A 13,600-nucleotide genomic window follows, 5' to 3' on the forward strand; every position below is an offset into this window, starting at 1 on the left:
ACAGTAACTACTTAAAAAAATGGAAAGTAAAATCAAAAATCAGTCGCTGACACAAACGTTCAACCTGTTAAAGTACACCTTCGGAATTGTGCCAATTGTTGCAGGTGCAGACAAATTCACCAACCTGCTGACCAATTGGGAACAGTACGTTAATCCGACAATCGCAAGCCTGCTGCCCTTTTCCGCTTCGGTTTTTATGATGATTGTGGGCGTTATCGAAATCATAGCGGGTATCATTGTACTGAAAAAAACCGAAATTGGCGGTTACATTGTTGCAGGTTGGTTAACCGTTATAGCATTAACCTTGTTAATCAGTTTTAATTATGCAGATGTGGCAGTACGTGACCTTGTAATGGCTATTGCCGCCCTATCAATGGCAAGAATTTCTAAAATAATTGAATAATGATTCAAGTTGAAAAGTTTACCGAAGCAGAAATTATCTCACGAATTATTAACGGAGAAAAAGCACTCTATGAAATAATCGTCAGGCGGTTCAATCCTTATCTGTACAAAATTGGCAGGTCGTACAATTACACCCACGAAGATACGCAGGATTTAATGCAGGAAACCTTTATTGATGCATATAAAAACCTGTTACAGTTTGAAGGTCGTGCCGGTTTTAAAACGTGGATTATTCGAATAATGATGAACAACTGTTACAGAAAACGAGGGAAATCAAGTTTTAAAAACGAAATTATGCAAGACGTAAACGAACACTCAACGCCAATGTTCACCAATAGAAATAACGATACCGACAAGATAATTCAAAATCGTGAGTTGGGGCATATTATCGAGAACGCACTTGAAAAAATCCCTTTTGACTACCGAATAGTTTTTTCCTTAAGGGAAATAAACGGATTAAACGTAGCAGAAACCGTAGAAATGTTAAACATCAGCGAAGCAAACGTAAAAGTACGTTTGAACAGGGCAAAAACAATGTTGCGAAATGAAATAGAAAGCACTTATTCTGCCAGCGAGCTTTTTGAATTTAATTTGATTTATTGCGATGCAATGGTAGAAAATGTAATGGAAAAAATTAACGAACTTTAATCGCTTTTTACAATGGAACGAGTTAAAATAATAACCATTAACCATCTTACACCCGATGTACTTAAAATTGTTGCCGAAAAACCGGAAGCAATACACTATCAACCCGGACAAGCCGTTGATATATCCATTAACAAAAAAGGCTGGGAACAGGAATTAAGAGCATTTACATTTACTTCATTGCCTGACGATGAGTACATAGAATTTACCATTAAAACCTACCCTGCGCACAACGGCGTTACCCAACAGTTACTCTCACTCAATAAAGGAGATGAGTTGTTTATTCACGATGTTTTCGGAGACATAACTTACAAAGGCGAAGGTATTTTTATTGCCGGCGGAGCGGGCGTTACGCCTTTTATTCCCATTTTAAAACAACTCGAAAAGGAGAATAAAACAGGAAATAACAAACTCATTTTTGCCAACAAAACCAAAGCAGACATTATCCTTGAAGATAAGTTCTGCCAACTTTTAGGCGACAACTTTATCAATATACTATCTAACGAAAAAGTGGCAAATTATGAGTACGGATACATTTCAGCAGACCTGATAAAAAAACACATAAGCGAACGCACCGAATATTTTTATCTCTGCGGGCCAGAACCCATGATGCAGGCCGTAGAAAGACATCTATCCTCTTTGGGAATTGCAGAGGGCTTCATCGTGAAGGAAGCGTTTTAATCCACATACCGCCAACATTCGGTTTGGCCCGGGAAGTTTAATCTTCACTATTGTTCTATAAACCCTGACATTGTAAAAATCCAATTAATTTGCGGGACAGATTAGCAAAAGACGAGAATCTTCGGAGAGAATATGAAAAAATAAATTATGACGGTTAGATAAGCTAAGTAGGACAGACCATAACAATAACCCGGGGCAGAAAAATAGTGTGATGGAAAGTCATTTTTCTATCTTTACAAAATGCATAGACATCTAGTACAACTCATATCGCAAAACGTAACGCTTACCGACAGCGAAAAAACGCTATGCGAAACGTTTTTCGAGCCGGTGCTTTACCCGAAAAACCGTGTGATTGAAGAAGAAAATAAAATACCAAAATACCTGTATTTTGTGGTATCCGGCTTTGTTCGTTTATTTCATTATAACGACAAAGGCGATCAAGTTACGACACACATTAATTGTCCACCCGGTTTTATCACTTCGTATTTCAACTTCGTCAATCAAACCCGCTCAGGCGAGAACCTGGAATGCATTACCGAATGCGAATTATTACGAATAACAAAATCTGATTTGGATTTACTTACACAAAAAAGCCCGGCGCTCAAAGATTTCTACATTTTGGTTTTTCAGCAATCATTGGCCTACAACGAAACGCGCTCAAAAGAACTGGCGACGCTTACGGCCGAACAACGTTACCAAAACCTCATTAAAAACTATCCTGAAATCTTACACAATGTCCCGCTGCAATACATCGCCTCGTTTTTGGGAATGAATGCAAAAAGTTTAAGCCGGATACGCAGGGAAATCATTAAGTAGCATTTGCGAAGTGCTTTTGAAATCGCCCTGCTGAATTTTGTGCCAAAATATCAAAAATATGGCACAGAAAAATTTAGCATTTGTCACAGGTGCAAACGGGCATCTGGGTAACAATTTAGTGCGTTTGCTCATCAGCAAAGGCGTTCCTGTCCGGGCTTCGGTTCGCAACATCAGCCACAAAGAACCTTTTGCGGGTTTGGATTGTGAAGTTGTGCAGGCCGACATCACGAACAAACAATCTTTGATAAATGCTTTGCAAGGTGTTGAAACGTTTTATGCCGTTGGCGCCGCGTTCAAACTTTGGGCAAAAGACCCCAAAAAAGAGATTTATGACGTAAATTTAGACGGCACAAAAAACACCATTGAAGCAGCAGCCGAAGCCGGCGTAAAAAGAATTGTTTATGTAAGTTCAATCGCCGCACTCAATTATTCGCAACTGCCCACCCGCGAAAGCTACGGCTACAATCCCGACCGCAGAGATATGTATTACAACTCAAAAAATGACGGTGAAAAACTGGCGTTTGAGCTGGCAAAAAAACATGCTATTGAATTGGTTGCCGTGTTGCCTGCTGCAATGATCGGAAGCGAAGCATTTGCACCGCTAAACGTTTCCTACAACATTATCTGTGCCATTTTGAAAAAGGAAATTCCTGTTGAAACCAACATCACATTAAATTGGATTGACGTAAAAGACGTAGCCGAAGGCTGTTATCTGGCAGCAACAAAAGGCAGGAATGGGGAACGCTATATTCTGGCCAACGAAAAATGCACGTCTATCCAGGAAACGACCAAAATAGCGCAGGAACTTTTCCCCGAACTCAAAATAAAACTGCCGGTAGCCGTCCCGAAATCCATTTTATTCGCCATTGCGTGGTGTATGGAAATCATAAGCCAGATAAGGGGCAAAGAACCTTTACTAACTACCAAAGACATTTCAATGTTTTCGGGGCTTCAACAAGACTTTGACATTTCAAAAGCACGGACAGAATTAGGGTTCAACCCCAAAAATTCAACACAAGCCGTGAAAGAAGCCATGCAGTATTTGCGTGACCACGAAAACAGGTTTCGACCGGATTCATATCGCAATTAAACCCCGGAAACTCTCCTGCAGCGCACGGATCTGCTCCTGCCTCCCCCTCCCGAAATACGCCAGCAGATCCTCAGAAGCAATATTTCCCACCAACTCATTCTGCGCAAAAGGACAGCCGCCATAGCCCAGCAGCGCACCGTCAAATTTCCGGCAGCCGGCGGCATGAGCTGCCCGGATCTTTTCCAGCCCTGCCTGTCTTTCCGAATGAAAATGCGCGCCTATCCGGAGGTCCGGGAAAGCCGCACTGCAGGTTTCAAATAACTTCTGTATCCCGGCGGCATCCGCTTCACCCGTGGTATCGGCCAAAGAAAACTCCCGGATGCCGAGTGTGCTGATCTTCCCTACCCAGTCTACCACCAGCTGCTCGCTCCAGGGGTCGCCGTAAGGGTTACCGAATCCCATGGAGATATACACTTCCGTTTGGCGGCCGGCATCTGACACCGCGTCATTGATCCGGCGCAGTCGCTCATACGACTCTTCTACACTACTATTGGCGTTTCGCCGCTGAAACTCTTCCGAAATGGAGAAGGGGTAACCGAAAAAATCGATTTTGGCGTACCGGAGCCCGGTTTCCACACCCCGCTCATTCAACACGATAGCCAGGAGCCGGGTGCCGTGGTTATCACCGATGGCCTCCAGCACCGCTTCCGTATCCGCCATCTGGGGCACGGCCCGCGGTGAAACAAAGCTCCCGAAGTCGATCCGGTCAAACAAGCCACTCTCCAGCAGCCGGTTGATATGAGCCGCCTTCTTCTCTGCGGGAATCTGGGCGTGAATTCCCTGGATGGCGTCTCGCGGACAATCGGTCAGCAGCACTTCACGCATTTTTCTGAATATCTCTTGAAATAACGATCTTCTGGATTTCCGAAGTGCCTTCTCCGATGGTGCAGAGTTTGGAATCCCGGAAAAACTTCTCTGCCGGGTAATCTTTGGTGTAACCGTACCCCCCGTGGATCTGCACGCTGTCTGTAGCCACCTCTACCGCCGTTTCTGAAGCAAAAAGCTTGGCCATGGCCCCGGCACGGGTCACGTTCCCGCCGTGGTCTTTGTAGTACGCTGCCTGGCGGCAAAGCAGCTCTGCCGCCTCAATCTTGGTAGCCATTTCGGCCAGCTTAAAGCTCACGGCCTGGAAGTCGAAGATCTTTTTCCCGAATTGCTCCCGCTCATTGGCATAACGCAGGGCGCATTCGTAGGCACCTCGGGCAATGCCCAGCGAAAGGGCCGCAATAGAGATCCTGCCTCCGTCGAGAAGCTTCAGCGCCTGCTTAAAGCCTTCACCTTCCTCCCCTATGCGCTGGTCTTTGTGCACCCTGCAGTTATCAAAAAACAGGCAGGCGGTTTCTGAAGCCCGCATACCCAGCTTATTTTCTTTTTTCCCGGCTGAAAAACCGGGGGTATCTTTTTCAACAATAAAGGCTGACATCTCCCTGCTTCCCGAACCGTACCCTGAACGGGCGATGACCACGGCCACGTTTGAGCTGATAGCATGGGTAATAAAGTTCTTTGAGCCGTTCAAAACGTAATAATCGCCGTCTTTTTCGGCAAAAGTGGTCATCCCGCCGGCATCTGAGCCCGAGCTCGTTTCTGTGAGGCCCCACGCACCTATCCACTCGCCCGAAGCCAGCCGGGGCAGGTAAAAACGCTTCTGGTCTTCGTTAGCAAAACTATAAATATGATTCGTACACAGCGAATTATGTGCTGCCACAGACAGGCCGATAGACCCGCACACCTTGCTGATCTCGTCGAGGATAGTGATGTATTCCTGGTAAGACAATCCTGCCCCGCCGTATTCTTCCGGTATAACGATACCCATAAAGCCGTACTCTCCCAGTTTCCTGAAAAGATCTACAGGGAATACCTGGGCCTCATCCCACTCCATAACATGGGGACGGATATAGGTTTCGGCAAAATCGCGGGCGCTTTGCCGGATCAAACTCATATGGTCTGCATCGGTGATGAACATAGGCTGAATAGTTGTTTACTTGTTATGCTAATAATTTACATGTCAAATATCTTAAAAAAATTCCTATTTTCTTTAAAAAAAGTGATATTTTTAGGAATCAAAAATGAAACGAAAAAAATCCGTTCCCAAATAATATTCTGAAGAATTTAATAAATGAAAGATTTAATATCCATCTTAAACGCCAGGAAAGAAGCGCTGAAGCTGGGTGGCGGCCCTGACAAAATTAAGAAACATAAGAGCAAAGGCAAGCTTACCGCCTGGGAAAGGGTAGAATACCTGCTCGATGAAGGCCGCGATTACTTGGAAGTGGGCATGTTTGCCGGCGACGGCATGTACGAAGAAGAGGGCGGCTGCCCGAACGGCGGAGTAGTGGTGGTGATCGGGTATGTAAGGGAGAGGATGTGCGTGATCGTGTCGAATGACGCCACGGTGAAGGCAGGAGCCTGGTTTCCCATCTCCGGCAAGAAAAACCTGCGGGCGCAGGAAATTGCCATGGAGAATCACCTCCCCATTATCTACCTGGTAGACTCAGCCGGTGTTTACCTGCCTATGCAGGATGAGATTTTCCCGGACAAGGAGCATTTCGGGCGGATTTTCCGGAACAATGCCCGGATGTCGTCGATGGGTATTCCGCAGATCTCCGCCATTATGGGGAGCTGCGTAGCCGGTGGCGCCTACCTGCCCATTATGTCCGACTATGCATATATTGTCCAGGACTCCGGCTCGGTATTCCTGGCCGGCCCGTACCTCGTCAAATCGTCGATCGGCGAAAACGTGGATGCCGAAACCCTGGGCGGTGCCTCCACCCATTCCGTGATTTCGGGAGTCACCGATAACCGTTTCCCTACCGATGAGGCCTGCCTGGACGCCATAAAAGACGTGATCGACAAAATGGGAGGCTTTGCCCGGGCCGGCTTTAACCGCAAGACATCCCGCCCGCCCGCCGTTTCACCGGAAAAGGCCGGCGAATTGCTGCCCCAGGACCGTACCAGTCCCTACAATATGCATGCTATTTTAGATACCCTTGCAGATGAAGGCAGCCTGGAAGAATATAAGGCCGAATACGGCAAGACGCTGATCTGCGCCACCGCCCGGATAGACGGCTGGGCCGTGGGCATTGTAGCCAACCAGCGGGAAATTGTAAAAGCCAGGAAGCCGGGTGGCGGTACCGAGCTGCAAATGGGCGGGGTGATTTACAGCGACTCGGCCGACAAGGCTGCCCGTTTCATCATGAACTGCAACCAGCAGCGCATTCCGCTGGTTTTCCTGCAGGATGTCACCGGGTTTATGGTAGGCAGCCGCTCGGAGCAGGGCGGTATTATTAAAGACGGCGCCAAAATGGTGAATGCCATGGCCAATTCAGTGGTACCCAAATTCACCTTTATTATAGGCAACAGCTACGGCGCCGGCAATTACGCCATGTGCGGGAAAGCCTATGACCCGCGACTGATCTATGCCTGGCCCTCGGCCCAGATGGCGGTCATGAGCGGTGCTTCAGCCGGTAAAACCCTGCTGCAGATCCGGGAGGCCGCCCTGAAAAGCAAAGGAGTACAGCTGACCGAAGAAGAGAAAGCGGAGCTTCTCAACGAGATAGACCGGAAATACAGCGAACAGCTCAGTCCCTACTATGCAGCAGCCCGGCTGTGGGTAGACGGCATCATTGACCCCGCCGAAACCCGGAAGGTCATCAGCATGGGCATAGAAGCAGCAGATCACGCTCCCATTACCGAACGGTACAATGTAGGCGTGATCCAGACGTAACAATTGCCGTTTGTCACCTCCCTCTGATACTACCCTGCCAGCGCGATGTGCTCAAACTTTTCTTCCAGCTCAGCCGGCAGATCGTAATCGGCCACACTCAGGTCATTGTCTTCCGTGTTGATAAAGAAAGAACGGGCCCGCTTTTCCCAGCCGGGGTATTTATACGCCAGTTTCCGTGAACGGTAGTATAAAACCCGGTATTTCACAAAAGAATTCACCAGCTCATCCGGATACGGATAGGCATTGGCCGCCCGTACATCGGCACGCGACAAGACACCGTCCTGTTCAACTCCCAGGATAGCCTCAAATGCCTTGATATTCATGCGGTCTTTCCCTTCCCCTGCATTGATCAGGTGGTCAATCAGCACTTCAGCCAGATCCTGGCTTTTAAAATAATTACCGTGATATTTGTTCCAGTATTCGCGGCGGTAGATGTCTACGGCCTCCTGCCGTGAGAAGTTTTTGTCGCCCCAAAGTGGTTTGTGGATTCCGTAACCTGCTCCTTCAAATTTCAGAAGCTTAGGCACATATTTCTCGAAAGAGGCTGCGTTAGCGGAAAAAGATAAAAGAATTAAACCTAACCATTTGACCATTTCATTGTCTTTTGGTGGAAAAATACTGCAAAGTGCAGTTGGCCGACCGGCCGGAAATGACTGACTCTGAGATAGATTCAGGCCCATTTCCAAAAAAGAAACGCAAAGGTACGACTTTTTTATATAAAAACCTAAGATTTATTTATCCGGCCGGGGAAAGAGTGCAGGCCGGCTTAACGGAAGATTTTACGGATCAGGGTAAGAAGCGGGCCGGTCATAAACGTGGTAATGAGTGCCATAAACACCATCATTGCAAAAATCTCCGGGTTTAGCACCCCCAGGTCATACCCTATATTCAGCACTACCAGCTCCATCAGCCCCCGGGTATTCATCAATGCGCCGATAGATAGGCTTGTTTTCCAGTCCTGCCCCACAAATTTTGCAGCCAGCGCACTGCCCAGAAGCTTACCGGCTACCGCCACCAGCACAATAAAAAACAATGTGCCGTACATTTCAGGGTCAGATAACCCGCTGATCTGCGTTCTCAGGCCTGTAAAGGCAAAAAACAGGGGCAGCAGCAATACCACGGTCAGGTCTTCCACCTTATTCACCAGCAGCTGACGGAAGCCCGCCGGCATGATGATCCCGGCCAGGAAAGCCCCGAATAAGGCATGAATACCGATCACTTCGGATGTATACGCTGAAATCACCACGGTCAGGAAAATAACGGCTATTTTGCGCCGGGTCAGATCGCCTCCTTTTTCCGAAAGCCACCGCTGCAGCACAGGCCGGATCACCCGCATCATAACTATCACATAAACAAGGGCCAGTGCAAGGGTGTAGACGGCACTTATGGCTGACCCCGCTTTGGCAATGGCAATCACCGCAGCCAGAACACACCATGCCGTGATATCATCAACCGCTGCACAGGTAATCACCATAGTGCCTAAGGGCGTTTTATAGATCCCTCTTTCCTGCACGATACGGGCCAGCACCGGAAATGCCGTAATACTCATAGCCACCCCCATAAAAAGCGCAAAAGAGAGGAAATTAACTCCTTCAGCCGCAAAACGGTCATACAGGAAATAAGAAAGCCCGGTTCCTAAAGTAAACGGCACGATAATGCTGGCATGGCTGATGACCACTGCCTGATCTGTGCGGTTTTTCAAGGCGCCCAGGTCCAGTTCGAGACCTATGATAAACATATAGAACACTAGCCCTATCTGGCTTAAAAGCTGCAGGTTCACGAATGAAGCCGGCGGAAATAAGGTAGCCGACAGGCCGGGAAAATACATTCCGAAAAGAGAAGGACCAAGCAGGATACCGGCAATCATCTCTCCTACTACAGAAGGCTGCCCTATCTTTTTACAAATAAAGCCAAACAGCTTGGCTACCGCCACAATCACCACCATCTGGCTCAGCAGCACTGCCAGCGGATGGTGCAGGTTAAACAGCAGAGTATCCACGAAGCTGTCATCAGCCTTTGCCTCGTAAACTACCCGGTTTTGTTCGAGCAATTTACCGGCTTTAAGAATCCGGTAAATAATGAGCGAGAAAAATGCGGCAACCGCCGAATAGAAAAGCAGGTTTTTCTTCATGGCATTCCGGGCAGATTGTAAAAAAGCTACCTCTTTTCCCTGGGCCGGCCGTAATGCCGGTCTCTTTCAAATGAGCTCATGTGCCGTTCTTTCTTGCTGTCAAAGATATCGGCAATGGTGATGAGTATACCCGTTTCTTCCACTTCCCCGAAATCTTCATTCTGCGCCGTACCAAACGATTTCATCGTCGATGAAAGCCCCATATAGGTATTGATCAGGGGCGGGATATTTTCTCCCAGGGCCCGCACGCGCGTGTTCAGCACTTTATAGCCTTCTTTATAGCTCAGGCCGTCAAAAATACCTGCATACCCGGTGACATCGGTAAAATACCCCAAAGGCCGGATAGGCCACACCAGCCTCTCGGGATCCGGAAAATAATGATTCATGAAATAGAGCAGCAGATCGCGCGCCTCTTTGTTGTAGTGCGGGTACATGGTCACCTTCCCGAAAAGATACTTAATGTCAGGGTTCAGCATAATAATTGCACCCAGGCCGTCCCACAGGTTATCCAGTGAAAAAAGGCCTTTCCGGTTATCTTTCCCCGGCTGAAATTTGGGTTGAACAAAAGACCGCCCCAGCTCAATGGTATACGGCAGGTAATCGCTCTTGAATTTCTCCGAAAAATGAAAATAATGGGCTGTGGAAAGGTTGTGAACGCCGTGTTCGTTGGTACTTACATTGCCCCCCCTGATAAGCCGGTACCCGGCCACAATTTCTTCCTCTTCCGGATCCCAGGTGATCAGCTGGTCATACGCGTCTTCACAGATATCGTTTTCATCGATATCCACAGGCAACCCGGTACCTCCGCCGGCTGCCCTGAATGTCAGCTCCCGCAGCCGGCCTATTTCCTGGATCACATGAGGCTGCCGGTGATGATTCACCAGGTGAACCTCGATATGCCCGAAATTGGTATATCGTAAGAATGTGTTTTCGTTTAACTCTTTTTTTAAGATATCTCTATCTACCGGCTTTAATATTTCCTGCATAAATTTATTGATTATGCCATCGCATAAACTATCTCTTTAACCGTTTCGGCCCATTCCTGTTCGGTTTTGCCATTGTTCAGTTCCTGGTAGGGTATAGCTTTCCCAATACGTATGGTTACCTTTTTGTTTCGTTGGGCGAACATTTCATCGGCCAGGTAAAACATCTCAATATTGGCACCAATACCGATGTTCCTACGAAATCTCGCTAAATTATAAAAAAAGTCTGAATTCCGGCCTTCTATAAAAACAGGAATTATATCTTTTTTATATTTTTTTGCTTTTGCAATAAAGCTTTTCTTCCATTCCAGGTCTCTGATGACCCCGTTTTTGCGTTTCCTTGACACCAGGCCGGCCGGGAAAACCAGCATGGCCTGGTCACTGGCATAGGTCTCATCAATCAGTCTTGAAGCCTGCCGGGCCTGCTTTCCGTGCTTATTGATCGGGATAAAAAGCGGCCCCAGGTTTTTGATGTTCATCAGGATGTCGTTCACCAGGAACTTGATGTCTTTCCGGTATTTGCCCAGCGCATGCATAAAGGCTATGCCATCAAGGCCTCCCAGGGGGTGATTCGACGCAAACACCACCCCGCCCGTCAGCGGGATATTCTCTTCCCCTGTCAGCTCTACCTGCACGTTCAGCTCCTGTGTGATCAGGGCATCCACAAAATCCAGCCCTTCCAGGTGCCCGATATGCTCCATCACCGCATTGATGTCGTCTTCGTGCACAATACGCTCTATATACCGCAGCACAAAGCCCGGCAACCATTTCAGAAGCCCGGGGTTTTTCTTTCCGATCACTTCCCGGATCACTATAAATTTCTTACTATCGCTCATTTATCTGGGTGTTGTTCAGGGCTTATCAAAAGAAGGAGGAGCTGCGTTTTCGTCGGCTGCCCACGATTTATTGGGATATTCGCCCATATATAACGTGAGGGTCCCCCCTTTCAGGAGATCGCTGTGCAGGAACCACGACTTCTCCCAGGGTTTCCCGTTAAGAAGCGCCCGTTGGATATATTTGTTCCGCTCTGAATAATTAACGGCTTTTACCTGGAACCGTTTCCCGTTTTCCAGCTGAATTTCAGACTCTTCAAAGAAGGGAGAACCGATCACGTATACCGGCATGCCCGGAGTGGCCGGGTAAAAGCCCAGCATGGAAAATACCACGAAAGACGACATGCCGCCGCCGTCCTCATCGCCGGGCACACCCATGGCATCATTACGGAACCACTGCCGGATAAGCGAATGAATGCGTTTCTGGGTCATCCAGGGCTGGCCGGCATAGTTGTACAGGTAAGGAATATGGAGTGAGGGCTCATTGGCCATCGAAAACTGGCCAACATTGCCGGTATGATCGGGCATCTGGTAATAAAAATGGTACTTCGGCTTGCCCAGCGGCTCGCGAAAAGTCTGATCCAGGTTGTCAATAAATGCTTTTCGTCCGCCCATCAGCCCGATCAGGTCAGCCACGTTATGGGGCACGTCCCACCGGTACACCCAGCCGTTGTTTTCTCCGTAATATTCACGGGCGCCGGGTCCGCCCGGCCAGCGGTAGTCAAAAGGTTCTATGAACTTCCCATCTTTGTCTTTCGGATGAAAAAACCCGGTTTTCCCGTTGTAGATATTCCGGTAATTCAATGCATTTTTCCCGAACCGCCGGGCATCTTCTGTCTTACCCAGGTAAGCAGCCAGCTGGGCCAGGCACCATTCGTCATACGATGTACCCAGGGTAACAGCAACCGGCTGCCGCTTCTCAAAGCTGTTCACGTCAGCCACGGTTTCCTCTTCCCCATCAGCCAGGGCCGGTATATACCCGTTTTTCTTATAGAAATCATCGAGCCAGCCCGCAGGAGCGCCCGACCAGGGGATAAGTGTTTTTTCCAGGATAGCGCTTTTGGCGCTCCCGTATGCTTTTTCGATATCGAAATCACGTACGCCTTTGGCCACCGCATCCGCCACCACCGCTACGCCGTGATTGGAGTTCATCCGGCGCGAGTCGCCGGTCACTTCCGGGAAGGTGGGAAACCAGGGCTTTTCCATCTGGTCTGACATCCGGATATAAGAACGGATAATCTGCGTCTGTACTTTCGTATCGATGAGCAGCCGCAGAGGATGCGCCGCCCGGTAGCTGTCCCATATCCAGTCGTCGGTATAAAACGGCTCGGTGTCGGTATGTACCTTGCCGTCAAAGGCACTGAAATACCGGTTGTCTTCCGAAATATTCACCGGCCGTTCAAAACAGCGGTACAGCGACGTATAGAAAACGGCTTTATCGGATATTTCTTTCCCGTTTACCGTAATTCTCCCCAGCACTTCATTCCACAGGGCTTTGCCCTTTTCCGCCACCTCATCCAGGTTATAAGTGCTTATTTCTCTTCGCAGGTTAGCTTTGGCCTGCCCGGCATCAATAAAAGAGATGCCGTAGCGGAATTTTACCTTTTTCTTTCCCGCACCAAAATCCAGTACTGCGGTCACGTTTCTTCCTTCGGCCTGCCGGTCGGTTTCCCTGCCCAGGATACCCGCCTGCACAGGCTGCACGTCGGTTTCTCCGTAAATATATACTACCGTATTATTCCGGAGCACCTGGCTAGCCGTGATCGTATTGCCGCTCACGCTCACCTGCCCGTTGCCGGTGCTCAGCGTCAGGAAATTACGGGCTTTCGTTTCCCGGAAATCCAGCTCATACATGGCCGATTGATGCGAAGGGGCAAACCGTACGCCGGTCAGCTGCCGGTCAAGCGTTACCTCGTAATAATAAGGCCTGATCACCTCATGATCGTAGGTAAACCGGGTCACCGGGGCCAGTCCGGCTGTATTCTCGGCCTGCACCGGGCTGATCAGGAAAGCAGAGCTTCCCCGATGGCTGGTAATCATCAAAGGCAGACCCCGGAGCTCGTCACCCGTGAGATCGCCTCTTTCGGGATAAACCCGCAGCAGGCTGTTGGGCAGGTGTACCGTAGGAAAAGTGGGCACCAGCAAATGGCTGATATTACCCATATACGGATTTACGTAGTCTACCGGCGTCTGGGCAAAAACACCCAGTGCTGATAAAATAAACAAGGAAGAAAGTATTTTGCCCATAGAAGAGAATACCGGTTCTAAAAAACCCAAAAGTTACGGCAATTTTAC

Annotated in this window: 13 protein-coding genes; 6 read left to right on the top strand and 7 right to left on the bottom strand. The window is 48.5% G+C overall.

All coding sequences use genetic code 11. The annotated features are described in order from the left end of the window. Positions 1–19 precede the first annotated feature (19 nt). The 5 genes from AB2U10_RS01310 (at position 20) to AB2U10_RS01330 (ending at position 3,634) form a co-directional block, all read left to right on the top strand. On the top strand, positions 20–403 hold the full coding sequence (locus AB2U10_RS01310) for a hypothetical protein (RefSeq protein ID WP_367914523.1): 384 nt from the start codon (positions 20–22) through the stop codon (positions 401–403). After that, complete coding sequence (locus tag AB2U10_RS01315; RefSeq protein WP_367914522.1) at positions 403–1,050, top strand: sigma-70 family RNA polymerase sigma factor; 648 nt, start codon at positions 403–405, stop codon at positions 1,048–1,050. Before AB2U10_RS01310 ends, AB2U10_RS01315 begins: the two co-directional genes overlap by 1 nt. Positions 1,051–1,062: 12 nt before the next feature. Continuing rightward, complete coding sequence (locus AB2U10_RS01320) at positions 1,063–1,728, top strand: FAD-binding oxidoreductase (protein ID WP_367914521.1); 666 nt, start codon at positions 1,063–1,065, stop codon at positions 1,726–1,728. A 240-nt stretch (positions 1,729–1,968) separates the two neighbouring features. Further along, entirely contained in the window at positions 1,969–2,544 is a 576-nt protein-coding gene (locus tag AB2U10_RS01325; protein ID WP_367914520.1) for a Crp/Fnr family transcriptional regulator, read from the top strand. A 58-nt stretch (positions 2,545–2,602) separates the two neighbouring features. After that, complete coding sequence (locus tag AB2U10_RS01330; RefSeq protein WP_367914519.1) at positions 2,603–3,634, top strand: NAD-dependent epimerase/dehydratase family protein; 1,032 nt, start codon at positions 2,603–2,605, stop codon at positions 3,632–3,634. Here the strand turns inward: AB2U10_RS01330 and AB2U10_RS01335 are convergent. Beyond that, positions 3,620–4,459: a hydroxymethylglutaryl-CoA lyase gene (locus tag AB2U10_RS01335; RefSeq protein WP_367914518.1), complete on the bottom strand. Its 840-nt coding sequence runs from the start codon at positions 4,457–4,459 to the stop codon at positions 3,620–3,622. The two genes, AB2U10_RS01330 and AB2U10_RS01335, sit on opposite strands and share 15 nt — an antisense overlap. Then, the gene (locus AB2U10_RS01340; RefSeq protein WP_367914517.1) at positions 4,452–5,597 is read right to left on the bottom strand and encodes an acyl-CoA dehydrogenase family protein; all 1,146 of its coding nucleotides are present in this window, start codon (positions 5,595–5,597) and stop codon (positions 4,452–4,454) included. Before AB2U10_RS01340 ends, AB2U10_RS01335 begins: the two co-directional genes overlap by 8 nt. A gap of 153 nt (positions 5,598–5,750) precedes the next feature. On the opposite strand from AB2U10_RS01340, the gene AB2U10_RS01345 reads away from it, so the two are divergent. Beyond that, complete coding sequence (locus AB2U10_RS01345; RefSeq protein ID WP_367914516.1) at positions 5,751–7,358, top strand: acyl-CoA carboxylase subunit beta; 1,608 nt, start codon at positions 5,751–5,753, stop codon at positions 7,356–7,358. A gap of 29 nt (positions 7,359–7,387) precedes the next feature. Here the strand turns inward: AB2U10_RS01345 and AB2U10_RS01350 are convergent, their stop codons facing one another. From AB2U10_RS01350 to AB2U10_RS01370, 5 genes are all read right to left on the bottom strand, one after another. Beyond that, positions 7,388–7,951: a glycosyl hydrolase 108 family protein gene (locus AB2U10_RS01350; RefSeq protein ID WP_367914515.1), complete on the bottom strand. Its 564-nt coding sequence runs from the start codon at positions 7,949–7,951 to the stop codon at positions 7,388–7,390. 173 nt (positions 7,952–8,124) lie between these two features. Then, the gene (locus AB2U10_RS01355; RefSeq protein WP_367914514.1) at positions 8,125–9,489 is read right to left on the bottom strand and encodes a cation:proton antiporter domain-containing protein; all 1,365 of its coding nucleotides are present in this window, start codon (positions 9,487–9,489) and stop codon (positions 8,125–8,127) included. 26 nt (positions 9,490–9,515) lie between these two features. Next, complete coding sequence (gene glsB / locus AB2U10_RS01360; RefSeq protein ID WP_367914513.1) at positions 9,516–10,475, bottom strand: glycine N(alpha)-acyltransferase GlsB; 960 nt, start codon at positions 10,473–10,475, stop codon at positions 9,516–9,518. 11 nt (positions 10,476–10,486) lie between these two features. Beyond that, the gene (gene glsA / locus AB2U10_RS01365; protein WP_367914512.1) at positions 10,487–11,308 is read right to left on the bottom strand and encodes a lyso-glycine lipid O-acyltransferase GlsA; all 822 of its coding nucleotides are present in this window, start codon (positions 11,306–11,308) and stop codon (positions 10,487–10,489) included. Between the two features lie 15 nt (positions 11,309–11,323). Beyond that, positions 11,324–13,582: a GH92 family glycosyl hydrolase gene (locus tag AB2U10_RS01370; protein WP_367914511.1), complete on the bottom strand. Its 2,259-nt coding sequence runs from the start codon at positions 13,580–13,582 to the stop codon at positions 11,324–11,326. Positions 13,583–13,600 lie beyond the last annotated feature (18 nt).

Source organism: Leadbetterella sp. DM7 (genome assembly GCF_040829825.2).
Classification (GTDB): Bacteria; Bacteroidota; Bacteroidia; order Cytophagales; family Spirosomataceae; genus Leadbetterella.

Coding starts and splice junctions, on each gene's coding strand:
- AB2U10_RS01310 (WP_367914523.1), top strand. CDS start 20: ATGGAAAGTAAAATCAAAAATCAGTCGCTGACACAAACGTTCAACCTG.
- AB2U10_RS01315 (WP_367914522.1), top strand. CDS start 403: ATGATTCAAGTTGAAAAGTTTACCGAAGCAGAAATTATCTCACGAATT.
- AB2U10_RS01320 (WP_367914521.1), top strand. CDS start 1,063: ATGGAACGAGTTAAAATAATAACCATTAACCATCTTACACCCGATGTA.
- AB2U10_RS01325 (WP_367914520.1), top strand. CDS start 1,969: ATGCATAGACATCTAGTACAACTCATATCGCAAAACGTAACGCTTACC.
- AB2U10_RS01330 (WP_367914519.1), top strand. CDS start 2,603: ATGGCACAGAAAAATTTAGCATTTGTCACAGGTGCAAACGGGCATCTG.
- AB2U10_RS01335 (WP_367914518.1), bottom strand. CDS start 4,459: ATGCGTGAAGTGCTGCTGACCGATTGTCCGCGAGACGCCATCCAGGGA.
- AB2U10_RS01340 (WP_367914517.1), bottom strand. CDS start 5,597: ATGTTCATCACCGATGCAGACCATATGAGTTTGATCCGGCAAAGCGCC.
- AB2U10_RS01345 (WP_367914516.1), top strand. CDS start 5,751: ATGAAAGATTTAATATCCATCTTAAACGCCAGGAAAGAAGCGCTGAAG.
- AB2U10_RS01350 (WP_367914515.1), bottom strand. CDS start 7,951: ATGGTCAAATGGTTAGGTTTAATTCTTTTATCTTTTTCCGCTAACGCA.
- AB2U10_RS01355 (WP_367914514.1), bottom strand. CDS start 9,489: ATGAAGAAAAACCTGCTTTTCTATTCGGCGGTTGCCGCATTTTTCTCG.
- glsB (WP_367914513.1), bottom strand. CDS start 10,475: ATGCAGGAAATATTAAAGCCGGTAGATAGAGATATCTTAAAAAAAGAG.
- glsA (WP_367914512.1), bottom strand. CDS start 11,308: ATGAGCGATAGTAAGAAATTTATAGTGATCCGGGAAGTGATCGGAAAG.